Raw genomic sequence first — 24,045 nt, 5'->3', positions numbered from 1 at the left:
TAATGGATTGCAGGTCTGCCCAGTTATATCAGAGCTTACCTGCCTAATTTGGTATGCGAAAGTTGAGTAACTGATTTATCCATTATAAAGGACTTTTTCTTTGTAAAAATTTAAAAGTGAACATTCCAAGTCGTATTAATCTTGAAATTAAATTAATATAACACACCGATGTACCATATATATTTTTAACTTTTACGTCTATAAAAGTAATGTAATCTTTTTATGCATTAAATTCAGATGCAATGATATCAAATTTCCGCATTTTTGATATTAAGGCTTAATATTCTTGTGTGATATAAGAATACAAAGTATACTTAAATAGTTGTATAGTGGAATAATTTTTATATATTGTTGAGAATAATAATATAACATTAAATGAGAATAAAGGTGAAGTAAATGAAGGGAAATCCAATATTATCCATTATAATTCCAGTCTATAATGTGGAAGCCTATATAAGAAAATGCATAGAGTCAATTTTAAACCAAACATACAAAAACATTGAAATTATCGCAATTGATGATGGAAGTACTGATAATAGTCTAAAGATACTTAAACAGTATGAATTGAATAATAATAATATTACAGTTATTTCTCAAGAAAATTCAGGGCAATCTGTTGCAAGAAATAAAGGTATTATGCAGTCTAGAGGTAAGTATATTCATTTTTTGGATTCAGATGATTATATTACAACGGAGTCTTATAAGAATATGTTACATTTAATGGAAAAACATAATCTTGATCTTATAAGATTTGGGGCAGAGCCATTTATAGATGATGTCGAGATTAAGATATATAAGAGACAATATGATTTTAGTAGATATTTCGAAAAAGGTCGGGTATACAATAAGGAAAATTTCTTATTGGCAAATCTAAAAGCATTTTCAGTTTCTCCATGTCTATACTTAGTAAAAAGAGAATTAGTTATTAACAATAATATTAATTTTAAACCAGGATTAATGCACGAAGATGAACTATTTACCTTAGAGGTGATATTAAATACAAATTTGGCAATGTATGATTCAAATCTTTACTACAAAAGAAGATACAGGAAAAACTCTATTATGACGACTCATAAAAATGTTAATGCTAAAAAGTCTTTTGAATCTTACTTTATAATAATTACTGAAATGAGTAGAATGATGGAGAGGTATTTAGAACCGGATGAAAAAAAATTAATAAAAAAAGAATTAGTTCATTGTTCAGCATTTTAATAAATACCGACATTAATGACCAAAACTTGAAGAAAAAAGTCCAAACTATAACATCTTTAAATAAATTTGAAAAAACTTACTTGAAATTTAGATATAAATTAAGAAAATATTTTAAAAAAATTATTATGCGTGGGTAGTTAAATCTTGAGTGTCAAACGATTCATTAATGTTATTATAACATGGTTTTCGTTGAATATTATGGAGTGAGAAAATGAACAACGTAAATAGAGAATTAAAAAACGGCATCATTATAAGTGCAATTGGAAAATATTCATATTATTTAGTTCAATTTGTAGTATTAGGTGTGCTAGCAAGAATATTAACTCCTAGTGAGTTTGGTATTGTATCAGTAATTAATGTGTTTTTAATTTTTTTTTCAATGCTTATCGATATGGGGATAGGTCCTGCAATTATTCAAAATAAAAATTTAGAAAATAAGCAGTTAAATGGTATTTTTAGTTTTACCATAATATTTTCGATTATTTTAAGCTTGTTATTTGCTTTAATGTCTAAGCCTATTGCTATCTTTTATGATGATAGTAAATTGATTGGTGCAAGCATAGTGATGTCAATTGCTTTATTTACAAGTGGACTTAATATAGTTCCTAGAGCTATTTTATTGAAACAAAAACGCTTCTTAGAAGCTAACATGGCACAGGTGATTTCTAGTGTTATATCTGGAATCGTGGGAATAACGCTAGCACTTTTGAATTTTAGCTACTATGCATTGATTTTTAGTACAATTGCTAAAAATGTATCTATGCTAATTATAATATTTTTAAAAACAAATCTAAAAATATTAACAAAAATTAGAAAAGAAGATTTAATAGCAATATATAGCTTTTCTAAGAACCAGTTCTTATTTAACTTTATAAATTACTTTTCTAGAAACTTAGATAGATTATTAATTGGTAAATTTTTAAATTTGAAAGAATTATCATATTATGAGAGAGCATACCAACTTTCTTTATATCCTAATCAGATTCTTACTAATGTTATAACGCCGGTAATTCAACCAATTATGTCTGAGTATGAAGATAAAAAGGAAATTATAAAAAAAACGTACTTAACAATATCAAGATTGCTCGCTTTTATAGGAATGCCGCTATCGGTCTTTTTGTATTTTTCATCAGAAGAAATTATATATATATTGTTCGGTCAACAGTGGACTGGCAGTATATTAACATTACAAATTTTGTCTCTGTCAATTTGGATACAGATGATATTGAGTAGTACCGGTTCAATATTTCAATCTACTAATCGAACTGATCTTTTATTGCTATCGGGAATTATGTCTACTATCTTAAATATTATTGGAATAGTTATAGGTATTTGGTTAGGGGAAATTCATTATGTTGCATTAGCAATTTTGATTTCTTTCTCAATCAATTTTATACAGGCAAATTATTTATTAATGGTTAAAGTTTTTCAGGTTAAGCAATATGAATTTTATAAGGTATTAGGACATCCTTTTATAATATCAGTATTGGTATTAGTTCCCTTACTCGCATTAGATTACTTTATCGGAAATTATTCAATTATTACCCTAATGATTAGTAAAGCTATTTTAAGTTTATCAATGTTTTTGTTAGGATTAAAAATAACAGGGAACATTGAAATATTAGGTAAAATTTTCAAAAGCAGAAAGAAGGATAAAGTATAATGCAAAATCCTTTAGTATCAGTAATAATACCAGTTTATAATACTGAAGCATACATTTCTATGTGTATAGACTCTGTAATTAACCAGACTTATCCTAACTTAGAAATCATTATTATAAATGATGGAAGTAATGATAATAGTTTAAATATAATAAATCAATATTCTAAAAAACATCCCAATATTCGTGTGATATCACAAAAAAACTTAGGGAATTCTATAGCTAGAAACAGAGGAATTGAATCTGCTGATGGAGAATATATTTCTTTTTAGACTCAGATGATTATATTTTGGAAGGTGCTATTGAAAATTTGCTGTTTCTATTGGAAAAGCATAATTTAGATATCATTAGGTTTTCGGCTGAACCTTTCCTAGATGGGATTGAAATAGATATAAATAAAAGGCTATATGATTTTCGATACCATTTTAAAGAGAATAAAGTATATAATAAGTTTGAATTCTTGCGGCAAAACTTAAAAGCATTCTCTCCTTCTCCTTGTCTATATATTATGAAGAGAAGTTTATTACTCGATAATAAAATACTTTTTACTCCTAAGATTATGCATGAAGATGAATTGTTTACATTAGAAGTGTTTTTAAATACTAAAAGTGCGATGTATGATCCGAATGCGTATTATAAGAGAAGATATAGAGCAGATTCTATCATGACTTCAAAAAAGGTAGAAAAAGTTAAAAGATCTTTTGATTCATATTATCTCGTTATGAATGAAATGAACAAGTTATTGAAACTATATGAGCATCCTATAGAGATAAAGTTAATAAGAGCTAGAATGCGTCTAATATTTAATAGTTTACTCTCTAAAGATATTAACGAAATATATAAGTGGAAAGCAATTGTAAGAATAGAGGGTATAAGTATTATGACGAAAATCTTCTATATAATGAAGTTTTTTCTAAGAAAATTGCTTAATAAGAAATAATTTAAGGCAAAAGTTATGAAGAACTCTGTTGAGAAGGTGAATAATTAAAGAGTAACAATGGATAGTGATATTATGTAAAAGTATTACAGTGAATTCCTTTTATTCATTTTTTATTCAAACTATTTATACTTCATATGACTCAAACTTCGCTGACTGAAAAATTGGTAAATAGACCTTGATGTAATTGTGCTTCTATTGATCCGCTGTTGAAGTTGACTATCGATTAGTTTTTGTCTTTTTTAGTGTATCTTCAAAAATTTCAATTAATTGTTGTAAGGCTACACTCCATTCAAGTTCTAATATTTCATCACAAAGTTTATAGAAGAGACCACCTAAAATGTGTTTATCTCTGTTACAGCGATTCCGGCCACGATAAAACAATATAGCGGGCAAATACAAGAAGGATTGTTTGGCTGAACAGAAAATCATAAGAAGTTCCTTGAAACTCTTTTACGGGCATAATAGGGACTTGGTCGTCTTAAAGAAGACCTCAATCTCTCAGCACATGCCATAGTTTCGTACGATTTAGTGTTCAAAAAGCGTACAATACGTGCTAAGAATTGCAAGCCATTCACTATTTTTATTACGGTTTTGAATAAAGACAGCCTTTACTTGAACACCATTAGTCATTGTTGTTTGAATGGAGCGCAAAATTTCTTTTTTACCTAGTAAAGGTGTCGCTTTTTTATACAATTCTTTTAAGGAGTGTCAACGATGATTCGCTAAATAAAGATGATTGGTATCCATGACGATGCTGATAACTTTAATACGATTTCTAGCTAAAGCAAGTATGCATCAACGCATAATAAGCTAGGACACCTGCTTTTAAGGCGGCGCGTTCAATCATGCTGGAAATGATTGAAGATGTGGGCTCTAATGCTTCAATCCGACGTCTGTATCAATATCTTCTGAGATGGCGTTGATTTGAGCTTTCAAATCCAAAAAAGGCATGAATGTAGTGTCGTCAGACCAACCCAAAGCAAGCCTACGAATCCCTTTTAGAACCGCTTGGTTAAAGAGGAGTGATCAATACAACGAGATAATAACTTCACCTTTTTACTACGATTTCGTTCATACATGGAATGTCAAAGATCAACACTTTTGGTCGTTTTGAATTCTTAAGAACATTACTTTTTTGAATGATACCTGCGCTAATAAGAGTTATGAAACGACGCCAACGAACTTCGAATAATTCAAGAAAACGAAAACCGTATCTTTGGCTGGAAAACGATCACCTTTCTTACTTTATAAGAGAGTAAAACAGCTTTTATGATGGAAAATGAGACAAAAGACAAGATTTAATTCTTTTGGTCGTTTATCGTTTTGGTCATTATGCTTTATCATTATGGAAGCACCTCTTCTGTTGGGTAGTGTTTTCTAGATAAGCACACTATACCAAAAATGAGGTTTTTTGTATAATTTGAGCATTTTGTCAAGAAACATTATGAATGATTGAAATAATCTAAGAGCTCAGGCATTTGGTCCAATTATTTAGATCCGAAGTTTAAGATAACGATTTTAAAAAAATTTGAACTGCCTTTCAATGTTAATTAATAAGTTAAATTATTAAAGTGTTATCCTGTTTTGTCAAATGAGTTGATGGTTTAGGGAAATATACTATAAATATAATGTTGGGGAGTTATATAAATCTATGAAAGACTTGCAAAAAATAACAATTCTTATACCAGCCTATAATCCAGATGGAAAATTAGTAAAGTTAGTAGGTGAATTGTTAGATTATTACCGTAATGATTGAAAAAAAACTCTAATTTCGACTTTACCGCTACTGATTTTTCTTGTTTTAATTAAGGATAGTGCTAAACTTTTTTTAGGATTTATTATCATCATCATCTTTATTTTAGTATTCAAAAACTTAGCTCTAGAGAATAAAAATTTTAAGAGAAAGTTAAGGATAATGGTCTATATCATTGTTATAGCAATGGTTATTCCTTTGTTTGCAAATTATTTGTGGGGTAAGTATACTGAGAAAACTTATCCCAATATTGATTATAATGAAAATCATTTTGCAATAACGAAAGAGACATTTACTATTGATGGAATAGGGAAATCAGAAGAATCAATTCATACAATTGGTTATAAAATGTGGGAAGCCTCGACTAACTTTTGTGATAATATTAATGTTAAGTCTATTATGATATTAAACTTTATTTCTTTACTATTTATAGGGTATACCTATATTAAGCGAAAAAAAATACTAGGGGTATTATTAGGAACAACAATATTAGCAGATATATTCTATTTGATTTATATGTTTTCGTTATATATTATGTATGTATTTCTTATGCCTGAAGGTGAGGCTGTTCGGTTAGCTGGTATAGAGCGATACCAGGGAACGATTATTATTTTATGCTCAGGAATGCTAATGATTTCACTAATTAAAGAATGGATGAAAAACACAACCACGCAGAAGAATTTATGGATGAGTCTATGCAGTGGATTGTTGTTAGCTTTTGGGTTCATTTATCCTTTTCATGAGCATGTCGAATCAATTATTTATAAAAGAGAAGTAGACTCTACTCCTCGCGAAAAATTAAAAAATTACTATGATATCATACGTTACCAAAAGGATAAACCAACTGTGCTCTTTTACAGTACAGAAGAGTACGTCTCTAGTGGTTATTTGAAACGAATGATAACATATGAAATGCTTTCTTGGAATTTTAAATTATTTAATCAAATGAATTCAAATGAGAGTAAAAGTTTATTTGAAAGAGAGTTGTATGTAGCTAACTTTGTCATTGTTCTGGATACAGATGAAGAGTTCAGAAATTATTTATCAACTTTTATCGATACTCCAATAGTAGAAGGAGTTTATAAAGTCATAAAAGAAGACAAAAAATAAGATTACAGGTTTTGGATTGAATAATGAAAGATGCTGGGGCAATGAAGTACCCGAAAATAAAGAAAATGAAAAGTATCTCATATAGAGCATATCCAAATTCCTATATTAGAGCAATCTGTTGACAAACTTTATCTAGTTTAATTCGTGATATAAAGTTTTGTAGAAACAGATATTCTATTTGGAGGAGCCTTTGTTTATTCAACATAATTTGCTTCGTGGGAATGTATTTGGCAATTCCTTTTTGCTTGCTTTTTGTTTTGGAGAAGATGTCTTACTCCCGAAAAGAATGTAGTAAGGGCGAGTAGAATATGCTAAATAATTGACTCTGTTTTAAAACCTCTTTACAATATAATTAAAGCATACTATCCTTACGTTTTTACTGGTAATGGATATTTTAAAAGTCTTTACTGAACAACTTATTGTTGTTCACATTGAGTGTAAAAGTTCTACTACAACAGTAATGGAGGAATACAGAAAAAATGGGATTTGGTTTTCTAATCTATTTTGCCCTTATCATTTTAATTCCGATATGGGCGCAGTTGAAGGTTAAAGGCGCTTATAAGAAATATTCACGGGTTCCCTCTTCATCCCACATGCGTGGTGCCGAGGTAGCAAGAAGAATTTTAGATACAAATGGTTTATACGACGTAGCCGTACAAGAAACAAGAGGTCTTCTAACGGATCATTATGACCCCCGTTCCAAAACAGTTCGTTTATCTTCTGAGAACTATCATGGACATTCTGTTGCTGCAGCAGCCATTGCTGCACACGAGGTAGGGCATGCGATTCAGGATCAATTAGATTATGCTCCACTAAGAATTCGTCATTCATTAGTTCCTGTTGCGAACTTTGGCTCAAACTTTTCGTGGGTGCTCATTATGATTGGGATTTTTGCTCAGCTAAGTAATTTATTGTTATTAGGTATTATCTTTATGGCAGCTGCCGTTGTGTTCCAACTTGTCACATTACCAGTGGAGTTTAATGCATCAAATCGAGCAATGGATCAAGTTGTATCACTTGGTATTATTCGAAATGATGAAGAAAAAGAAACAAAGAAGGTTCTAAATGCAGCTGCATTAACGTACGTCGCAGCAGCAGCCGTAGCAGTATTAGAACTAGTTCGACTGATTTTAATCTATACAGGCATGCAGAGAAGCGAATAGAAGAAAAAAGAAGCTGGGACTTAACTAGCTTCAAATCATGAGAAAGGTGAATCCTGAGGGTACTCAAATTCACCTTTCTCTATTTTTGTATTTACGCAAGATTTTCGATTTTCCTCGTATAAAAAAATCGAGGGAAACGCCAATTAACCTTCAAGAATCCAATAGATTTCTACCTTGTCTAAATTTCTACTAAAAGATCCTATTTTGCTCGAACCATTTCTTGCCCTTAAGCGGAATTTTTCCTGTTAAATCCTCATTGGAGTCCCTTTTAGGAGAAATAACGGAAGATTTTCCGGTTATGGAGAGCAAAATCGTTTATTTTAGTATTTATTGAGGGAAAAGCAGGAAATTTTCCTGTTATTTTGGCTTTTTTTCATGATGGTTGCTCATTAAGCGGAATTTTTCCTGTTATTTTTTCATGCTGCCACTCCAACTGCGAGGGAATTTATACACTTCAAACTAGAATCAAAAAGTCGTTATCACCGACTTTTTGACCCAGCTTCTTTTTTGGTGTTTTATCTTTCAATCGGTCTCTTATTTTCATCAAGTGTAAAACCTTCACCAAGCACATCGTGCACGATGCTCACGGATACAAATGCATGCGGATCTACTGACGTAATCAAATTTTTCAATCGAACAATTTCATTACGTCCTACTACACAATACAATACGTCTCGCTCTTGCTTTGTAAAAGATCCATGTCCCTTTAGGACAGTAACGCCTCTGTCCATTTCTTGCATAATTTTAGCGGAGATCGCATCATTTTGATCAGAAATAATCATCGCTCCTCTAGCAGAGTAAGCTCCTTCCTGCATGAAATCAATGACCTTTGCTCCAACAAAGACAGCGACTAATGTGTACATTGCTTCACGATGGGATAAATAAAAAATAAGTGATAGCGTGATGACGACCGCATCAAACATGAACATCGTCTTCCCCATGCTCCAACCGATATATTTTTGAGCAAGCCTTGCGATAATATCGACACCACCGGTTGTACCACCGAAACGAAATATAATTCCTAAACCAATCCCAATAAATACTCCAGCAAAAAGGGCAGCGAGTGCTAAATCATCATGTAAAGGGATTTGAAATTGGTAACGTTGGAATAACCAAAGAAAAACCGATACACTCACAGTACCAATGATCGTATAGAAGAACACATTGCGACCAAGTAGTTTCCAGCCAATGAAAAATACCGGAATATTTAATAGTAAATTTGTGTAAGAGGGGTCAAATTTATAAAGGAAGTAAAGCAACAGGGTAATTCCTGTGAAGCCTCCTTCTGCTAAATTATTTTGCATATTAAAGTGAACAATTCCAAATGAAAAAATAGCAGAACCTAGTAGTATATAGAATATATTTTTAAACTTTAGTCCCAAAGGCATTTTAGTACTCCTCTCTTTCGCAAGCTACGTTCAAAACGCTTTAATTATAAGGGAAGCAAATAAGAATGGCAACAAATGGAGAAAGAAAAAATATTTGTAAAAGCGATCGTTATTATTTAATATTAACTGTAATGACTAACATTTGTAGTAGGAGTGGTTACATACGTGACAAAGAATAAGACGATACAAGAGCTTCAAGTAGAAGTAGATACATACATAAGTCAATTTAAAGAAGGGTATTTTAGCCCTTTAGCGATGATGGCAAGAATGACCGAAGAATTAGGAGAATTGGCTCGTGAAGTCAATCATTATTATGGTGAAAAGCCAAAGAAAGCATCAGAGGATGAAAAAACAATTGAAGAAGAATTAGGTGACTTGCTTTTTGTGATTACTTGTTTTGCTAACTCTCTTAATATTGATCTAGAAGAGGCCCACGACCGAGTGATGCACAAGTTTAATACGAGAGATAAAAATCGTTGGACAAGGATAGAGAATACAGAGGAGTGATATAAGGTGAGCGATATTAAAGTAATCATAGCTGGACCAAGAGGACGAATGGGGAGAGAAGCGGTACAACTTGTTGAAAGAACAGAAAACTATCAACTTGTTGCTGCGATTGACTATAAATATGATGGAAAACTACTCCAAGATGTTGACGGTTTTGGATCTTCAGAAGTACCTGTTTACGGTGACATTGAAAAATGCCTTGCTCTAGTTGAGGCAGATGTATTGATCGATTTAACGACACCTGAAATTGGAATGCATCACACAAAAACGGCACTATTACATGGCATTAGACCAGTGGTTGGAACAACTGGCTTTTCGAAAGAGGATTTAGCAGAACTACAATCGATTTGCGAAGAGAAAGAAATAGGCTGTATTATTGCACCTAATTTTGCAATTGGGGCAGTACTTATGATGAAATTTTCGCAACTGGCTGGAAAGTACTTTCATGATGTTGAAATCATTGAATTGCATCATGATCAAAAGCTCGATGCCCCTTCTGGTACTGCTGTCAAAACCGCACAAATGATTTCTGCGGTTAGAGAGCAGAAAATACAGGGCCATCCAAATGAAAAAGAAACCATCCAAGGGGCAAGAGGAGCAGACTTTGAAGGAATGCATATCCATTCTGTTCGCTTGCCTGGTTTAATTGCACATCAGCAAGTGATGTTCGGTTCAGATGGACAAACACTGACGATTCGACATGATTCTTATAATCGGGCATCCTTTATGTCAGGTGTCAAGCTTGCGGTTGATACAGTCGTAAAATTAGACACATTTGTTTACGGACTTGAAAATATCATCGAATAAGTAGAAAAGAGGAGAGTGCGATGAATATTGCCTTAATCGCCCATGATAAGAAAAAAGACGATATGGTACGATTTGTAACAGCTTACGAACATATTTTAAAGGACCATACCCTTTTTGGAACTGGAACAACAGGTTTGAAAATAATGGAAGCAACTAGCTTGAACGTACATCGATTTCAATCAGGGCCACTTGGCGGGGACCAAGAAATTGGAGCGATGATTGCTAACAATCAAATGGATGTCGTCTTATTTTTCCGTGATCCGCTGACAGCTCAACCGCATGAACCGGATGTTTCGGCATTAATTCGATTATGTGACGTATATTTAGTACCTCTGGCAACAAATATGGGAACTGCTGAAGTCATCATAAAAGGACTAGAGCGTGGAGACCTTTCTTGGCGTGAAGTGATTGCAAAACGAAATGGTGAAGTTGAATGATTGAACAATTAGATATTTTAGCTTTTGGCGCCCATGCTGATGATGTTGAAATCGGTATGGGGGGGACGATTGCGAAATATGTAGCAAGCGGGAAAAAAATCGGTATTTGTGATTTAACACGAGCAGAATTATCGTCCAATGGTACAGTTGAAGGAAGACAACTTGAGGCGAGAAGAGCGGCGGACATATTAGGAGTTCAAGTGAGAGAAAATCTAATGCACCGAGATCGTGGGCTCTATCTTACAGAGGAAGCAATTAAAGAAGTGGTTACGATCATCAGAAAATATCGTCCCAAAGTGGTTTTTACCCCTTACATCGTAGATCGGCATCCTGATCACGGAAACTGTACAAACATTGTAGAAGAGGCCTTTTTTTCAGCAGGCATTCGCAAATTTCATACAGATGATGAATATCCTTCCTTCCGTCCAGCAAAACTCATCTATTATATGATTAATGGTTTTCATAAACCAGATTTTGTCATTGATATTTCTGATTTTATCGAACAAAAAGTGGCGAGTTTAAATGCGTATGAAAGTCAATTTCAAACTTCAGCTGAAAGCGTGGATACGCCATTAGTGAATGGTTATATTGAAACAGTGAAAGCAAGAGAAAAACTATTTGGCAAAGAAGTTGGTGTATCGTTTGCAGAGGGCTTTAAAGTGAAAACGCCAATTGTGTTAAATAGGGATTTATTAGGAGAGCTATAATGACGAAGAAATTAAAAATAGGAATTACCTGCTATCCAACGGTAGGCGGTTCAGGGGTGATCGCCACAGAACTTGGAAAAATGTTGGCTGAAAAAGGACATGAAATTCATTTCATATCGTCTAGTCTCCCATTTCGCTTAAACAAGATGTATCACAATATCTATTATCATCAAGTTGAGGTTAACCAATATTCCGTTTTTCAATACCCACCATATGATATCGCACTTGCAAGTAAAATGGCAGAAGTGATTCAAAGGGAAAACCTAGATATACTTCATGTTCATTATGCGATCCCTCATGCCGTTTGTGCCATTTTAGCGAAGCAGATGAGCGGCAGAGATATTAAAATTGTGACGACCCTACATGGGACGGATATAACCATCCTTGGCTATGACTTGACATTAACAGATGCGATTCGATTTGGAATTGAAAAGTCAGATGCGGTTACAGCTGTGTCTAATTCATTAATCCAGCAAACCTATGACTTAATTAATCCAAATAAACAAATTGTACCGGTCTATAATTTTATTGATGAGCGAGTCTATCGTAGAACAGATTCTGCTTATTTGAAGGAAGAATTTGGAATAGAAGTCAATGAAAAGGTTTTGATCCATGTTAGTAATTTTCGGGCTGTAAAACGTGTTCCAGATGTCATAAAGGTATTTGCAAAAATTGCGGAGCAGACAGAAGCGAAATTACTTCTCATTGGTGATGGGCCAGAAATGCCTTTTGTCTCAAAACTCGTCGATCAACTGAAAATTAAAGATAAAGTTCTCTTTTTAGGGAAACAGGATAATTTAGAGGAATTGTATTCGATTAGTGATTTAATGCTTCTCTTATCTGAAAAAGAAAGCTTCGGGCTCGTTGCTTTGGAGGCGATGGCATGTGGTGTGCCATGTGTTGGAACCAATATTGGCGGATTACCAGAAGTGATTATGGATGGAGAAACAGGGTATGTTTGTGAGCTAGGGGATATTGAATATATTGCTAAAAAGTCTTTGAATTTGCTGACTGATTCAGCCTTACATGAACGTTTTTCACAAGCTGCGATTGCGACAGTATGGGAACGTTTTAGAGCGGATTTGATTGTCGAGCAATACGAAGAACTATATTATGAGACGATCCAAAAAGGTGAAAAAGAATGAAAGCCCCTTTTATAAAAGCATTACCAATATTAAAAAAAATTGAAGATGCAGGCTATGAAGCGTACTTTGTCGGGGGATCCGTTCGCGATCACTTACTTGACAGACAAATTGATGATGTCGATATTGCTACTTCTGCAACCCCAGAAGAGATACAAGCAATATTTCCAAAAACGATTGATGTAGGTATTGCTCACGGAACGGTTGTTGTTCTTTATGAGGGAGATACATACGAGGTTACCACTTTTCGCAGCGAATCGGATTATGACGATTTTAGAAGACCAAATGAAGTGACCTTTATACGTTCTTTAGAGGAAGATTTACAGCGCAGAGATTTTACGATGAATGCCATTGCGATGGATAAAGAAGGGAAGATCATAGATCCTTTTAACGGTCAGATAGCGATTCAAGCTAAGCTCATTCAAACCGTTGGGAATGCTGGTGAGAGATTTCACGAAGATGCCCTTAGAATGATGAGAGCTATACGTTTTGTCAGCCAACTGTCTTTTTCTCTAGAACTGGAAACGTATCAAGCTTTAAGCGAACATAAACAATGGCTAGAAAGGATCGCTGTTGAGAGAAAAACAACGGAATTTGAAAAGCTGTTACGAGGAGAAAATAATCAGCAAGCACTGAAGATTTTAATAGATACAGGAATTTATCAGTATTTACCTGGCTTTGATGGGAAGGAAAAAGAACTAATGAAGTATTCAATGTTTAACCTTTCTAGTCATTTTACCATCAGTGAACGTTGGGTATTTCTTCTTTTTCATTTAAAGCTAGTACCATCAGAGGTTGAGGTATTTTTAAGATGTTGGAAGCTTCCGGTCAAACAAATTCGCAGAGTGAAGACAGGATTAAGTTGGCTATATCGACGATTAGAGCATGGATGGGAACGAGAGGACTTATATCGGGCAGGCGAGGAGCTTGTCATTAGTACGGAACAACTGTTTAACGTCTTGAAAACAAAGGTGATCGAAGAAAACATTGAGATGTTAAAAGCGATGTTGGAACAGTTGCCGATAAGAGAGAGAGCAGAATTAGTGGTGACCGGTCAAGATTTACTGCAATGGTATCAAATAAAGGGTGGACCCTGGATTGAAGAAAAACTTTTGGCCATCGAAAAGGCAGTCGTCAAGCGGGAAATTGCCAATGACATGGAATCGATAAAGGAGTGGCTATTTAGATGCAGTCAACCTTAAGAAAAAAATTACTTGATGCATTTACTGAACATGAAGGTGAGTTTCTCTCTGGACAGTATTTGGCAGATTTAATGGGATGCTCACGGACAGCTGTTTGGAAGCATATTGAAGATCTTCGCCATGAGGGCTTTGAACTCGAAGCCGTGAGACGAAAAGGGTATCGAATCATTCAAAAACCAGATCATGTGAGCGCCAACGAAATTCGCTTAGGGTTAAAAACGGCGATTATCGGTCAGCAAATTCATTATAAAGAATCAGTTGATTCGACGCAAAAAGTGGCACATCGTCTTAGTATGGAAAATGTGAAAGAGGGAACGGTCGTCATTGCCGATGAACAAATAGGTGGCAAAGGGAGAATGGATAGACCGTGGCATTCTCCAAAATCTACAGGTATTTGGATGAGTGTTATCTTAAGGCCGAATATTCCCCTTCCGATGGCACCTCAATTGACGTTGTTGACAGCAGTCGCAGTCGTGCAAGCGATTGTAGAAAATACGGGACTTGAACCTCATATTAAATGGCCAAATGATATTTTGCTGCACGGAAAGAAAGTGACTGGAATTTTAACAGAATTGCAGGCAGAAGCAGATCGAATCCATTCAGTTATTATCGGTATTGGGATCAATGTTAATCAAACAAAGGCTGATTTTCCAGAAGAGTTGCAGTCAATTGCCACTTCACTTTCTGTTGAAAAAAGGGAAGCGATCAATCGTGCGAGTTTGATTCAGGAGATATTTTTAAAGCTAGAAAAGCTGTATCTAATCTATTTAGAAAAAGGCTTCAAACCGATTAAGCTTTTGTGGGAAAGCTATGCAATTAGCATCGGTAAAAACATCACAGCTCGAACTTTAACCGGGAATATAACAGGTAAAGCACTTGGGATAACGGATGATGGAGTCCTGCAAATAGAAGACGAAAAAGGTGTCATCCATCATATCTATTCCGCTGACATTGAGCTAGAATAATTTTATTCTAGCTCTTTCGTTTATTTTAGTAGTAAATTTCATGAAATTTGATATAATTTCTTTGCGGGCAGTATCATTTTGAACTGCACCTTGTTTGAAATCTTTTTAAAATGAATAATGTTCTGCCTAGATCCAAGTGGACAGGGACAGAGGGATGAAACAATTATAACGATACCAAGGGATCCTTCTGCATTTTTAAGGATGCCTTTTTTGTTTATCTCCTCTTCCGACTTGAAAAGGAGGAAAAAAGATGAGAAGTACGACCGATTTTCAAAAAATGAAGAATGAAAAAGAAAAGATCGTCATGTTGACTGCCTATGATTCTCCCTCAGCTAAATTAGCGGAACAAGCTGGAGTGGACGTGATTCTTGTGGGTGACTCTCTTGGAATGGTTGTATTAGGTTATGATTCAACAGTTTCCGTCACGATGGAGGATATGATTCACCATGGGAAAGCGGTAAGAAGGGGAGCAAAGGATACAAGCATGATTATTGACATGCCGTTTATGAGCTACCACTTGTCGATTAGAGATACCCTTTTAAATGCGACGAAGCTCATTCAAGAAACGGGTGCAAATGCAGTGAAAGTAGAAGGGGCAGAAGATGTCATATCCCATATAAAAGCGCTAACAAGAGCAGGAATTCCTGTCTGTGCTCATCTTGGTTTAACCCCTCAGTCTGTAGCCGTCCTAGGCGGTTATAAGGTGCAAGGAAAGAACGCGGCTGCGGCTAGGAAGCTGATTGAGGATGCGAAAAAATGTGAAGAAGCAGGGGCGTTCATGCTTGTTCTTGAATGCGTTCCGAAGCAATTGGCAAAAGAAATCGCACAAATTTTATCGATCCCCACAATAGGAATTGGTGCTGGAGTAAATACGGATGGTCAAGTATTGGTTTATCATGATTTGTTAATGTACGGAGTGGAGAGGCTCCCTAAATTCGCTAAAAGCTATGCGAATATGAATGTGGAGATCCGAAAAGGAATTGACGCATACCTTTCCGAAGTAAAACAGCAAAGCTTTCCATCTGATTCCTATAGCTTTACGATGAAAGAGGAAGAGTTGATGGGGCTTTACGGGGGAAAAGCATGAAGATTATTACACAAATACACGAAATGCAAGCACTTGTTAAAGAGTTGAAGAAAAATAATTCAATCGCCTTTGTGCCGACGATGGGCTATCTACATGAAGGGCATTTGCAACTTATTAGAACGGCTCGTAGGTCAAACGACATCACAATCGTGAGTATATTTGTGAATCCGATTCAATTTGGTCCGAATGAGGATTTTGATGCGTATCCAAGAGATTTTGAAAGGGATAAAAATATATGTCTAACAGAAGATGTTGACATTGTTTTTTATCCTTCGGTTGAAGAAATGTACCCTAACCCTCTATCTGTAAAAGTACTGGTGCAAGCGAGGACCGATGTGTTATGTGGCGATTCACGTCCAGGACATTTTGATGGTGTTGCTACCGTATTGACGAAATTATTTCACATAATCTTGCCTGATCGAGTGTATTTAGGGATGAAGGATGCCCAGCAAGTAGCGGTTGTGGAAGGGTTAATTTCCGATTTTAATTTTCCAATCGAACTCATACCAGTTGCGACTGTTCGAGAAGCGGACGGATTAGCGAAAAGTTCTCGAAATGTAAATCTATCGCCAATGGAACGAGATCAAGCACCTGCCATTTATCAATCGTTGTCAGAGGCAAAGGAGATCATTGAAGATGGAGAGAAAAACATTGAGAAAATTGTTTCAAGGGTTAGAGATAACATTGAAACGAAGACGAGCGGAACGATCGATTATATTGAAATCTACTCTTTTCCTGAATTACAAAGGATTGAAAAAGTGCAGGGGAAGATCATTATTGCTGTTGCTGTCCAATTTACAAAAGTACGTTTAATTGACAATATCGTCTTAACAATTGAATCTTAAAAAATTTCAACCATGAATGGGGGATACATCGTGTTTCGTACGATGATGAATGGAAAAATTCACCGCGCACGGGTAACAGAAGCAAATTTAAATTATGTGGGAAGCATTACGATTGATGAAGAAATCTTAGAAGCTGTTGGAATGGTACCGAATGAGAAAGTGCAAATCGTTAATAATCATAATGGCGCACGTTTTGAAACTTATATTATACCTGGAAAAAGGGGAAGTCGTGTGATTTGTATTAACGGCGCCGCCGCTCGGCTTGTGCAAGAAGGAGATGTGGTCATTATTATCTCTTATGCGCTAGTGGCAGAAGATACGTTATCTACACATCAACCAAAAGTGGCGATTATGAATGAAAATAATGAAATTGTTGAATTACTTCATGCAGAACCAGAAAAGACCATCCTTTAACTAAAACAAGCCTTTGCTAGTTACGTTTTTCATTATGTAATTGGCAAAGGTTTTTATTCGCTTTCCTGTTGATATCTGTTTATGATAAAGTGGAAGCACAGATGCAGTTTATGATGATGAAACGGCAATTATATTAAAAAGTACTCCTTCAAAATGTAAATTCAGCAGCTTTTGAAGGATAGAGGTGTATAGAATTGAGTAACAAGTTTGTAGTAGTCGATCTAGAAACAACAGGAAATGCTCCGAAAAAAGGGGATAAAATCATCCAATTTGCTGCCGTTGTTGTTGAAAACGGTCAAATTACGGAGCAATTTTCTTCCCTCGTTAATCCGGGAAGAGAAATTCCTCTTTTTATAGAAGAACTAACAGGATTAACCGATGAAATGGTTCGAGATGCACCTGATTTTTCCAAAATTGCTCCGAAAGTGTTAACACTGCTTGAGGACGCTTATTTTGTTGCCCATAATGTTTTATTTGATTTATCCTTTCTTCAAGAAGAACTAATTGAGGCAGGTTATGAAGGTTTTTTAGGACCTGTCTTGGATACAGTGGAAATGGCGAGATTTTTGTTTCCAACGTCGGATAGCTATAAATTGAATGAGCTTGCCCTAAGAGAAGGTTTGAATCACGAACGCCCTCATCAAGCAGATAGTGATGCCTATGTAACGGCAGAGTTATTAATGATTTTATTGGACCGCCTCTCTACTCTTCCGAACGTGACTCTACAGCAACTTTGGAGGTTATCAGGTGGGTTAAAGAGTGATGTGGCACTGCTCCTTGATGATTTATTAGTGGAAAAGGAAAGCCGAATAGAAGAAGTACCTTATTCATTACAATTGCATCGTGGGATCATGATGAAAAAGTTAGAAGAGATTGAAGACTTAACCGATAGTTATTCGATGTCCTATCCGGAACGTGAGGAGGAAAAGGAGAGACTTTTTCTGGAAGCGTTCAAGGGTTATGAAAAGCGAATAGGGCAATTTCAAATGATGGATACAATTTTTTCAGCTTTCACAAATGAAAAACATGCCCTCATTGAAGCAGGGACAGGTGTCGGAAAGTCAATGGCTTATCTATTACCAGCGGCTATCTTTGCGAACGATCGGAAGGAAACGATTGTCATAAGTACGTATACAACTCAGCTTCAAGAGCAACTTCTAAAGAAAGATCTCCCTTTATTACAGAAAATGCTTCCTTTTGAGATTAAAGCTGTACTATTAAAAGGTAGAAGTCATTACATAAGCTTGGCTAAATTTGAACAATCGTTAAAGGAAGAAGACGATAATTACGATGTCAGCTTGACGAAAATGCAAATCTTGATCTGGCTTTTGGAAACTGAGACAGGTGATCGGGATGAGCTTAATTTATCAAGTGGGGGCATGCTTTACTGGAGCAAAATCAAAAACGATGAAAGTGCGTATTTTCATGGGAAATCATGGTTGAAATATGACTATTATTTACGAGCGCGTAAAGCGTCTCAAACAGCCAATTTTATCATCACAAACCATTCATTCTTATTATCTGATCTGGTTTCTGATAAGGCGATTTTGCCTCATTATCAATACTGTGTGTTAGATGAAGGTCATCATTTTGAAAAAGCCGCAGGAAAATACTTTGGACAGACATTAGATTATTTACATATGCGACTTTTATTAAGTCAATTTGGTCAATATGAGCAAAGGCAATATCAGTATGAACTAGAGCAAATTTTAAAGGAAAAAGGCTCTGAAGTGAGTGGAGACATCCCCCACTCTTTTGAAATCAATCAACTATTTACTGACCTGAATCATGAGATGGATGAGTTTTTTAGAACCCTAGCCCTATTAGCAAGAAAACGGCAAAACAAAAGTGCGACAACCAATAGAGTAACGTATCGTCTCCAAAAAGAAGAGCATTCTCAAGATTGGTCTTCCGTTCATGCGATCGGAGAACGTTTTTATTTTAGCTTAAAAGAGTTTAGTTCAAGTATAAAAAAATATGTTAATGCTCTGACAGATGAGCATATGACACTAACAAATCCACAAACACTGGTTTTACAAGAAGTGTCTTCTTTTCAGAAGGAATTAGATACCGTATGTGATACGATTAAACAGCTTATTTTATTTCCTTCAGAAGAGTTTGTGTCATGGGTCGAAGTGGATGTAAGAGCTGCTCAAAATGCCACGACCATGTATGCGCAACCGATCACAATTGGTGAACAGTTACGGAATGAATTTTTTCAACGTAAAAAGAGTGCGGTTGTTACCTCAGCGACTTTATCTGTAAAAGGTTCGTTCCAGTACATGCTACGAGAACTCGGTTTGGAGCAGCAAGACTGTTTTGTAGAACAGATTGCATCCCCATTTTCGTATGAAAAGCAGGTTCAATTAGTAATTCCAAATGACTTACCGGAAATTAATAACGTCTCGATTGATGAATATGTGGCGGCAATCTCAGAGCATATTATTTCGATTGCAGAAGCAACAAAAGGAAGAATGTTGATCCTTTTTACGGCTTATGACATGTTAAGAAGAACGTATAATCTCATGAAGGAGAGCGGCCTTCTAGAGGACTTTGTTATTATGGGTCAGGGGATAACTGCAGGAAGTAGAACAAGGCTGACCCGAAATTTTCAACGCTTTGATAAAGCGATTCTTCTCGGAACGAGCAGTTTTTGGGAAGGGATTGATATCCCTGGTGAGCATTTGTCTTGTCTGATTATGGTTAGATTGCCATTTTCACCACCGAATGAGCCTTTGACAGAAGCAAAATGCAATCTGATCAAACAAAAGGGTGGCAATCCTTTTTCAGAGCATTCACTCCCAGAAGCGATTATCCGTTTTAAGCAAGGGTTTGGACGTTTAATTCGCACAAGTGAGGACCGAGGCTTTGTCGTTATTTTTGATAAACGTATTTATACGACTTCTTATGGGAAGGCATTTTTGCAATCGATCCCAAATGTTCCAGTGAAAAAATTAAATATCAACGAAACTTTAGACTTAATTGAGACCTTTTTGTGACCATTATCTACGAATGAAAAATACCGCGCATCTGCAGCGCGGTAAAAGTGTGTGTGTGGACTAAAAGTTATTTTATTTTTGTGAAATGGGTAATCCTTTTTCGTCTAAACTGTTATAATATTTTTAGTGAAAATCATCTTAAGAGGTATTAAGAACTGATGGTTACTTAAACTTATTGTAACCTTAAAAAAGGCATCTATGATTAACAAATTATGTGTAAGTGAGGAGAAATCATGATGGAAAGTAAGATTGAAGTATTATCCACGATAAAAATTGAAAATAGTCCTGATTTATACAAAATTGTCGACTCCCTAAATCGAACATTAAAAGAGCGAGACTTAATGTTCGGGTTATCTTTGGATCAAGAAGATCAAAATAAAGCTGTATTTACTATTTACCGTACATAAAAGAGGGTATTAAAATGAAAAAATGGATTTGGATATCAAGTATTTTTATCATGGTCTTGATTGGAATCGCCGTTAACATCTATTTGAATGCACTTAAGCCATTGCAAAGTGCTGAAGCAAAGGCAGAAGAAATCGCCAAAGCAGAAACGGATATTGTCAACATCACAGATTTTACTTTATACAACGGGACAAATAGCTATTACGTCGTAAAAGGGACCGATCAAGCAGGAAAACGACTAGTGGCTTGGATACCAGAAGAAGATAATAATCGTAAAATTGTCGTAAGAAATGAAAAAGATGGTATTAGTAAACAAGATGCACTTGATAAATTGTATCAAATTAAGCAACCGGATGAAGTGATGTCAGTGAAACTTGGGATCGAGAATCAAATTCCGCTTTGGGAAATCTATTACCGTTCAAATGATGAATTAATCAATTATTATTACATTGATTTTAAGACAGGTGAATGGTTAAAAGATATACAAAACCTATGACGTTTATTGGGAGGAAAATGGTATGGATATTCAATTGGCTCAAAGAGTAAAAGCATTAACCCCATCTGCAACCCTTGCGATTACAGCAAAAGCGAAGCAATTAAAGGCGGAAGGCTATGATATTATTGGTCTTGGAGCAGGCGAACCAGACTTTAATACACCGCAAAACATCATTGAGGCGGCTTCTGTTTCAATGAATGAGGGACATACGAAATACACTCCTTCAGCAGGAGTTGCGAAGTTACTTGAAGAGATTGCCAAAAAGTTCAAGAATGATCAAGGGATTGAATATAAGCCAAATGAAATCATTGTCACAAATGGAGCCAAACATGGCTTATACACTCTTTTTCAAGTTTTGCTAGACCAAGGGGACGAAGTGATCATCCCAGTTCCCTATTGGGTAAGTTATCCAGAGCAAGTCAAACTTGCTGAAGGGACTCCAGTATTTGTTGAGGGACTTGAAGCAAATGACTTTAAGATCACTCCTGAACAACTAGTAGCAGCGATTACTGCTAAAACAAAAGCAGTGATTATCAATTCTCCAAGCAATCCAACAGGAGTAGTTTATACCCGTGAAGAGCTGCAAGCTTTAGGCGATGTGTGCTTACAAAATAATGTGCTCATTATTTCGGATGAAATATATGAAAAGCTTATTTATGGAGACAATAAGCATGTTTCGATTGCAGAAATATCACCAGAATTAAAAGAGCAAACGATGATTATTAACGGGGTTTCGAAATCTCATTCGATGACTGGATGGAGAATCGGCTATGCAGCTGGAAATGCAACGATTATTAAAGCAATGACAAACCTTGCTAGCCATAGTACCTCAAATCCAACGACAACTGCTCAATTTGGAGCAATTGAGGCATATGCAGGTCCACAAGATGCTGTTATAGAAATGAAAGAAGCATTTGAACATAGACTTAATATTATTTATGACAAACTAGTGGCTGTCCCAGGTATTTCATGTATTAAGCCACAAGGTGCTTTCTACCTTTATCCAAATGTGAAGGAAGCAGCAAGGCTTACAGGATACGAAAGTGTGGACGGTTTTGTAGAAGGTCTACTCGAAGAGGCTAAGGTAGCAGTTGTGCCAGGTTCAGGATTTGGTACTCCAGATAATATTCGCCTTTCCTATGCTACTTCATTAGAACTCCTTGAAGAAGCAGTGGCAAGAATAGATCAATTCGTAAAGAGCAACATGTAGATGGCCAAGTCAAGGAAAGCGGACGACCAATCGATGGTCTGTCCGCTTTGCTTATTTGAAAGAATGACAACATTCGTTGATAAACCGAATGCAGTGCATACATTTTTTCTTTATTGATTGTCCAATATCAAAAAAGGTATAATAAGATGATAGTCCATTTTGACCAATTGTTTATTGGATATGATGATAGTAAGTACATACACAGCAGTGGGTAAGTTTTTGGAGGGAAAAGACAAGTGATTAAAACAACGATTACAGAAGTACACAAATATGTAGATCAAGAAGTGAAAATAGGGGCCTGGATCGCTAACAAACGTTCTAGCGGGAAGATCGCCTTTTTACAATTACGAGATGGGACAGGCTTCATCCAAGGTGTTGTTGTGAAGGCTGAAGTTTCAGAGGAGTTATTCCAAGCTGCGAAATCGGTCACTCAAGAGTCATCTGTCTATGTAACAGGGATTGTTCAAAAAGATGAGCGTTCACCATTAGGATATGAATTACTTGTGAGAGGACTTGAAGTGCTTCATCAATCGGTTGATTATCCGATCACGCCGAAAGAACACGGAACAGAATTTTTAATGGACCACCGTCATTTATGGTTGCGTTCGCGACGTCAGCATGCAGTTATGAAGATTCGTAACGAGATCATTCGTGCTACATATGAGTTTTTTAATGAAAAAGGATTTTCAAAAGTTGACCCACCAATTTTAACAGGAAGTGCTCCTGAAGGGACAACGGAACTTTTTGCAACGAAATACTTTGATGAAGATGCCTATTTATCTCAAAGTGGACAATTGTACATGGAAGCAGCTGCCATGGCTCTTGGAAAGGTATTCTCATTTGGTCCGACATTTAGAGCGGAAAAATCGAAAACACGTCGCCATTTAATTGAATTTTGGATGATTGAACCTGAAATGGCATTTGTTGAGTTTGAAGAAAATTTAGAGGTTCAGGAACAATATGTCTCTCATATCGTTCAATCTGTACTAAAAAATTGTCAAATCGAGTTAAAGACGTTGGGAAGAGATACAAGTAAGCTTGAAAACATTCAAGCGCCATTCCCGCGTATTAGCTACGATGATGCGATTGCATTCTTAATTGAAAAAGGTTTTGATGATATAAAATGGGGAGATGACTTTGGTGCACCACACGAAACGGCGATTGCAGAACACTACGATAAGCCGGTATTTATTACGAAGTACCCAACAAGTCTAAAACCTTTCTATATGCAACCAGATCATGAGCGAGAAGATGTCGTTCTATGTGCAGACTTAATTGCTCCAGAAGGATACGGAGAAATTATCGGTGGCTCTGAACGTATCCATGATTTTGAATTATTAAAGGCAAGAATTGAGGAACATCATCTTCCGCTTGAAGCCTATCAATGGTATTTAGACTTAAGAACATACGGATCTGTACCTCATTCAGGTTTTGGTCTTGGTCTAGAGAGAACGGTTGCATGGATAAGTGGAGTAGAGCATGTTCGAGAAACCATTCCATTCCCACGTTTATTAAATCGTTTATATCCATAATTTTTTAGAGAAAGCTTGCTCCCTGTAAGCTTTCTCTTACTTTTTTATACTGGCTTGACTAATT

22 protein-coding genes and 1 pseudogene are annotated in these 24,045 nt (G+C 35.7%); 21 read left to right on the top strand and 2 right to left on the bottom strand.

Going from position 1 to position 24,045, the window contains the following annotated elements; translation table 11 throughout:
- Nucleotides 1–396 precede the first annotated feature (396 nt).
- The 4 genes from BMSHG_RS18845 to BMSHG_RS26535 all read left to right on the top strand — a co-directional run bounded on the left by BMSHG_RS18845 (nt 397) and on the right by BMSHG_RS26535 (nt 3,812).
- On the top strand, nt 397–1,212 hold the full coding sequence (locus BMSHG_RS18845) for a glycosyltransferase (RefSeq protein ID WP_019156025.1): 816 nt from the start codon (nt 397–399) through the stop codon (nt 1,210–1,212).
- Between the two features lie 211 nt (nt 1,213–1,423).
- Nucleotides 1,424–2,875, top strand: a complete 1,452-nt coding sequence (locus BMSHG_RS18840; RefSeq protein WP_019156024.1) for a lipopolysaccharide biosynthesis protein — start codon at nt 1,424–1,426, stop codon at nt 2,873–2,875.
- Entirely contained in the window at nt 2,875–3,144 is a 270-nt protein-coding gene (locus BMSHG_RS27195) for a glycosyltransferase family 2 protein (protein ID WP_019156023.1), read from the top strand. Before BMSHG_RS18840 ends, BMSHG_RS27195 begins: the two co-directional genes overlap by 1 nt.
- A gap of 17 nt (nt 3,145–3,161) precedes the next feature.
- A complete protein-coding gene (locus BMSHG_RS26535) occupies nt 3,162–3,812 on the top strand; it encodes a glycosyltransferase family protein (protein WP_019156022.1) in 651 nt (216 codons plus the stop codon).
- A 123-nt stretch (nt 3,813–3,935) separates the two neighbouring features.
- On the opposite strand, the pseudogene BMSHG_RS29540 reads toward BMSHG_RS26535, so the two are convergent.
- Nucleotides 3,936–5,156, bottom strand: a pseudogene (locus BMSHG_RS29540) (IS4 family transposase).
- Between the two features lie 571 nt (nt 5,157–5,727).
- Here BMSHG_RS29540 and BMSHG_RS18825 point away from each other — a divergent pair.
- On the top strand, nt 5,728–6,675 hold the full coding sequence (locus BMSHG_RS18825; protein ID WP_019156020.1) for a hypothetical protein: 948 nt from the start codon (nt 5,728–5,730) through the stop codon (nt 6,673–6,675).
- Nucleotides 6,676–7,154: 479 nt separating this feature from the next.
- A complete protein-coding gene (locus tag BMSHG_RS18815; protein ID WP_019156018.1) occupies nt 7,155–7,838 on the top strand; it encodes a zinc metallopeptidase in 684 nt (227 codons plus the stop codon).
- A gap of 515 nt (nt 7,839–8,353) precedes the next feature.
- Here the strand turns inward: BMSHG_RS18815 and BMSHG_RS18810 are convergent.
- Nucleotides 8,354–9,226: a YitT family protein gene (locus BMSHG_RS18810; RefSeq protein ID WP_019156017.1), complete on the bottom strand. Its 873-nt coding sequence runs from the start codon at nt 9,224–9,226 to the stop codon at nt 8,354–8,356.
- A 165-nt stretch (nt 9,227–9,391) separates the two neighbouring features.
- Between BMSHG_RS18810 and BMSHG_RS18805 the strand changes: the two genes are divergently transcribed.
- The 15 genes from BMSHG_RS18805 (at nt 9,392) to asnS (ending at nt 23,981) form a co-directional block, all read left to right on the top strand.
- Nucleotides 9,392–9,733, top strand: coding sequence for a nucleotide pyrophosphohydrolase (locus BMSHG_RS18805; protein ID WP_019156016.1), 342 nt, complete (start codon nt 9,392–9,394; stop codon nt 9,731–9,733).
- A gap of 6 nt (nt 9,734–9,739) precedes the next feature.
- Nucleotides 9,740–10,540 (top strand): 4-hydroxy-tetrahydrodipicolinate reductase, encoded by an 801-nt coding sequence (dapB, locus tag BMSHG_RS18800; protein WP_019156015.1) that lies wholly within the window; start codon nt 9,740–9,742, stop codon nt 10,538–10,540.
- 20 nt (nt 10,541–10,560) lie between these two features.
- On the top strand, nt 10,561–10,977 hold the full coding sequence (gene mgsA, locus BMSHG_RS18795) for a methylglyoxal synthase (protein ID WP_019156014.1): 417 nt from the start codon (nt 10,561–10,563) through the stop codon (nt 10,975–10,977).
- Nucleotides 10,974–11,684, top strand: coding sequence for a bacillithiol biosynthesis deacetylase BshB1 (gene bshB1 / locus BMSHG_RS18790; RefSeq protein WP_019156013.1), 711 nt, complete (start codon nt 10,974–10,976; stop codon nt 11,682–11,684). Before mgsA ends, bshB1 begins: the two co-directional genes overlap by 4 nt.
- Nucleotides 11,684–12,829 carry an N-acetyl-alpha-D-glucosaminyl L-malate synthase BshA gene (gene bshA / locus BMSHG_RS18785; protein WP_019156012.1) on the top strand — a complete coding sequence of 382 codons (1,146 nt, stop codon included), beginning with the start codon at nt 11,684–11,686 and terminating at the stop codon, nt 12,827–12,829. The genes bshB1 and bshA overlap by 1 nt, the downstream gene beginning before the upstream one ends.
- Nucleotides 12,826–14,028 (top strand): CCA tRNA nucleotidyltransferase, encoded by a 1,203-nt coding sequence (locus BMSHG_RS18780; RefSeq protein ID WP_019156011.1) that lies wholly within the window; start codon nt 12,826–12,828, stop codon nt 14,026–14,028. Before bshA ends, BMSHG_RS18780 begins: the two co-directional genes overlap by 4 nt.
- Nucleotides 14,013–14,993 (top strand): biotin--[acetyl-CoA-carboxylase] ligase, encoded by a 981-nt coding sequence (locus BMSHG_RS18775; RefSeq protein WP_019156010.1) that lies wholly within the window; start codon nt 14,013–14,015, stop codon nt 14,991–14,993. Before BMSHG_RS18780 ends, BMSHG_RS18775 begins: the two co-directional genes overlap by 16 nt.
- Before the next feature lie 250 nt (nt 14,994–15,243).
- Nucleotides 15,244–16,080, top strand: a complete 837-nt coding sequence (panB, locus tag BMSHG_RS18770; protein ID WP_019156009.1) for a 3-methyl-2-oxobutanoate hydroxymethyltransferase — start codon at nt 15,244–15,246, stop codon at nt 16,078–16,080.
- Nucleotides 16,077–16,925: a pantoate--beta-alanine ligase gene (gene panC / locus BMSHG_RS18765; protein WP_019156008.1), complete on the top strand. Its 849-nt coding sequence runs from the start codon at nt 16,077–16,079 to the stop codon at nt 16,923–16,925. Before panB ends, panC begins: the two co-directional genes overlap by 4 nt.
- A 30-nt stretch (nt 16,926–16,955) precedes the next feature.
- Nucleotides 16,956–17,339 carry an aspartate 1-decarboxylase gene (gene panD, locus BMSHG_RS18760; RefSeq protein ID WP_019156007.1) on the top strand — a complete coding sequence of 128 codons (384 nt, stop codon included), beginning with the start codon at nt 16,956–16,958 and terminating at the stop codon, nt 17,337–17,339.
- A 194-nt stretch (nt 17,340–17,533) separates the two neighbouring features.
- Nucleotides 17,534–20,338 (top strand): ATP-dependent DNA helicase DinG, encoded by a 2,805-nt coding sequence (gene dinG, locus BMSHG_RS18755; RefSeq protein WP_019156006.1) that lies wholly within the window; start codon nt 17,534–17,536, stop codon nt 20,336–20,338.
- A 236-nt stretch (nt 20,339–20,574) separates the two neighbouring features.
- Entirely contained in the window at nt 20,575–20,745 is a 171-nt protein-coding gene (locus BMSHG_RS27785) for a YpmA family protein (RefSeq protein WP_019156005.1), read from the top strand.
- A 14-nt stretch (nt 20,746–20,759) separates the two neighbouring features.
- Complete coding sequence (locus tag BMSHG_RS18745) at nt 20,760–21,239, top strand: cell wall elongation regulator TseB-like domain-containing protein (protein WP_019156004.1); 480 nt, start codon at nt 20,760–20,762, stop codon at nt 21,237–21,239.
- A 22-nt stretch (nt 21,240–21,261) separates the two neighbouring features.
- On the top strand, nt 21,262–22,449 hold the full coding sequence (locus BMSHG_RS18740; RefSeq protein ID WP_019156003.1) for a pyridoxal phosphate-dependent aminotransferase: 1,188 nt from the start codon (nt 21,262–21,264) through the stop codon (nt 22,447–22,449).
- A 239-nt stretch (nt 22,450–22,688) separates the two neighbouring features.
- The gene (gene asnS, locus BMSHG_RS18735) at nt 22,689–23,981 is read left to right on the top strand and encodes an asparagine--tRNA ligase (RefSeq protein WP_026073532.1); all 1,293 of its coding nucleotides are present in this window, start codon (nt 22,689–22,691) and stop codon (nt 23,979–23,981) included.
- Nucleotides 23,982–24,045: the final 64 nt, after the last annotated feature.

Source organism: Robertmurraya massiliosenegalensis JC6, from assembly GCF_000311725.1.
In the GTDB taxonomy this organism is placed as follows: domain Bacteria; phylum Bacillota; class Bacilli; order Bacillales; family Cytobacillaceae; genus Robertmurraya; species Robertmurraya massiliosenegalensis.
This window is presented reverse-complemented; position numbering and strand designations above follow the sequence as displayed.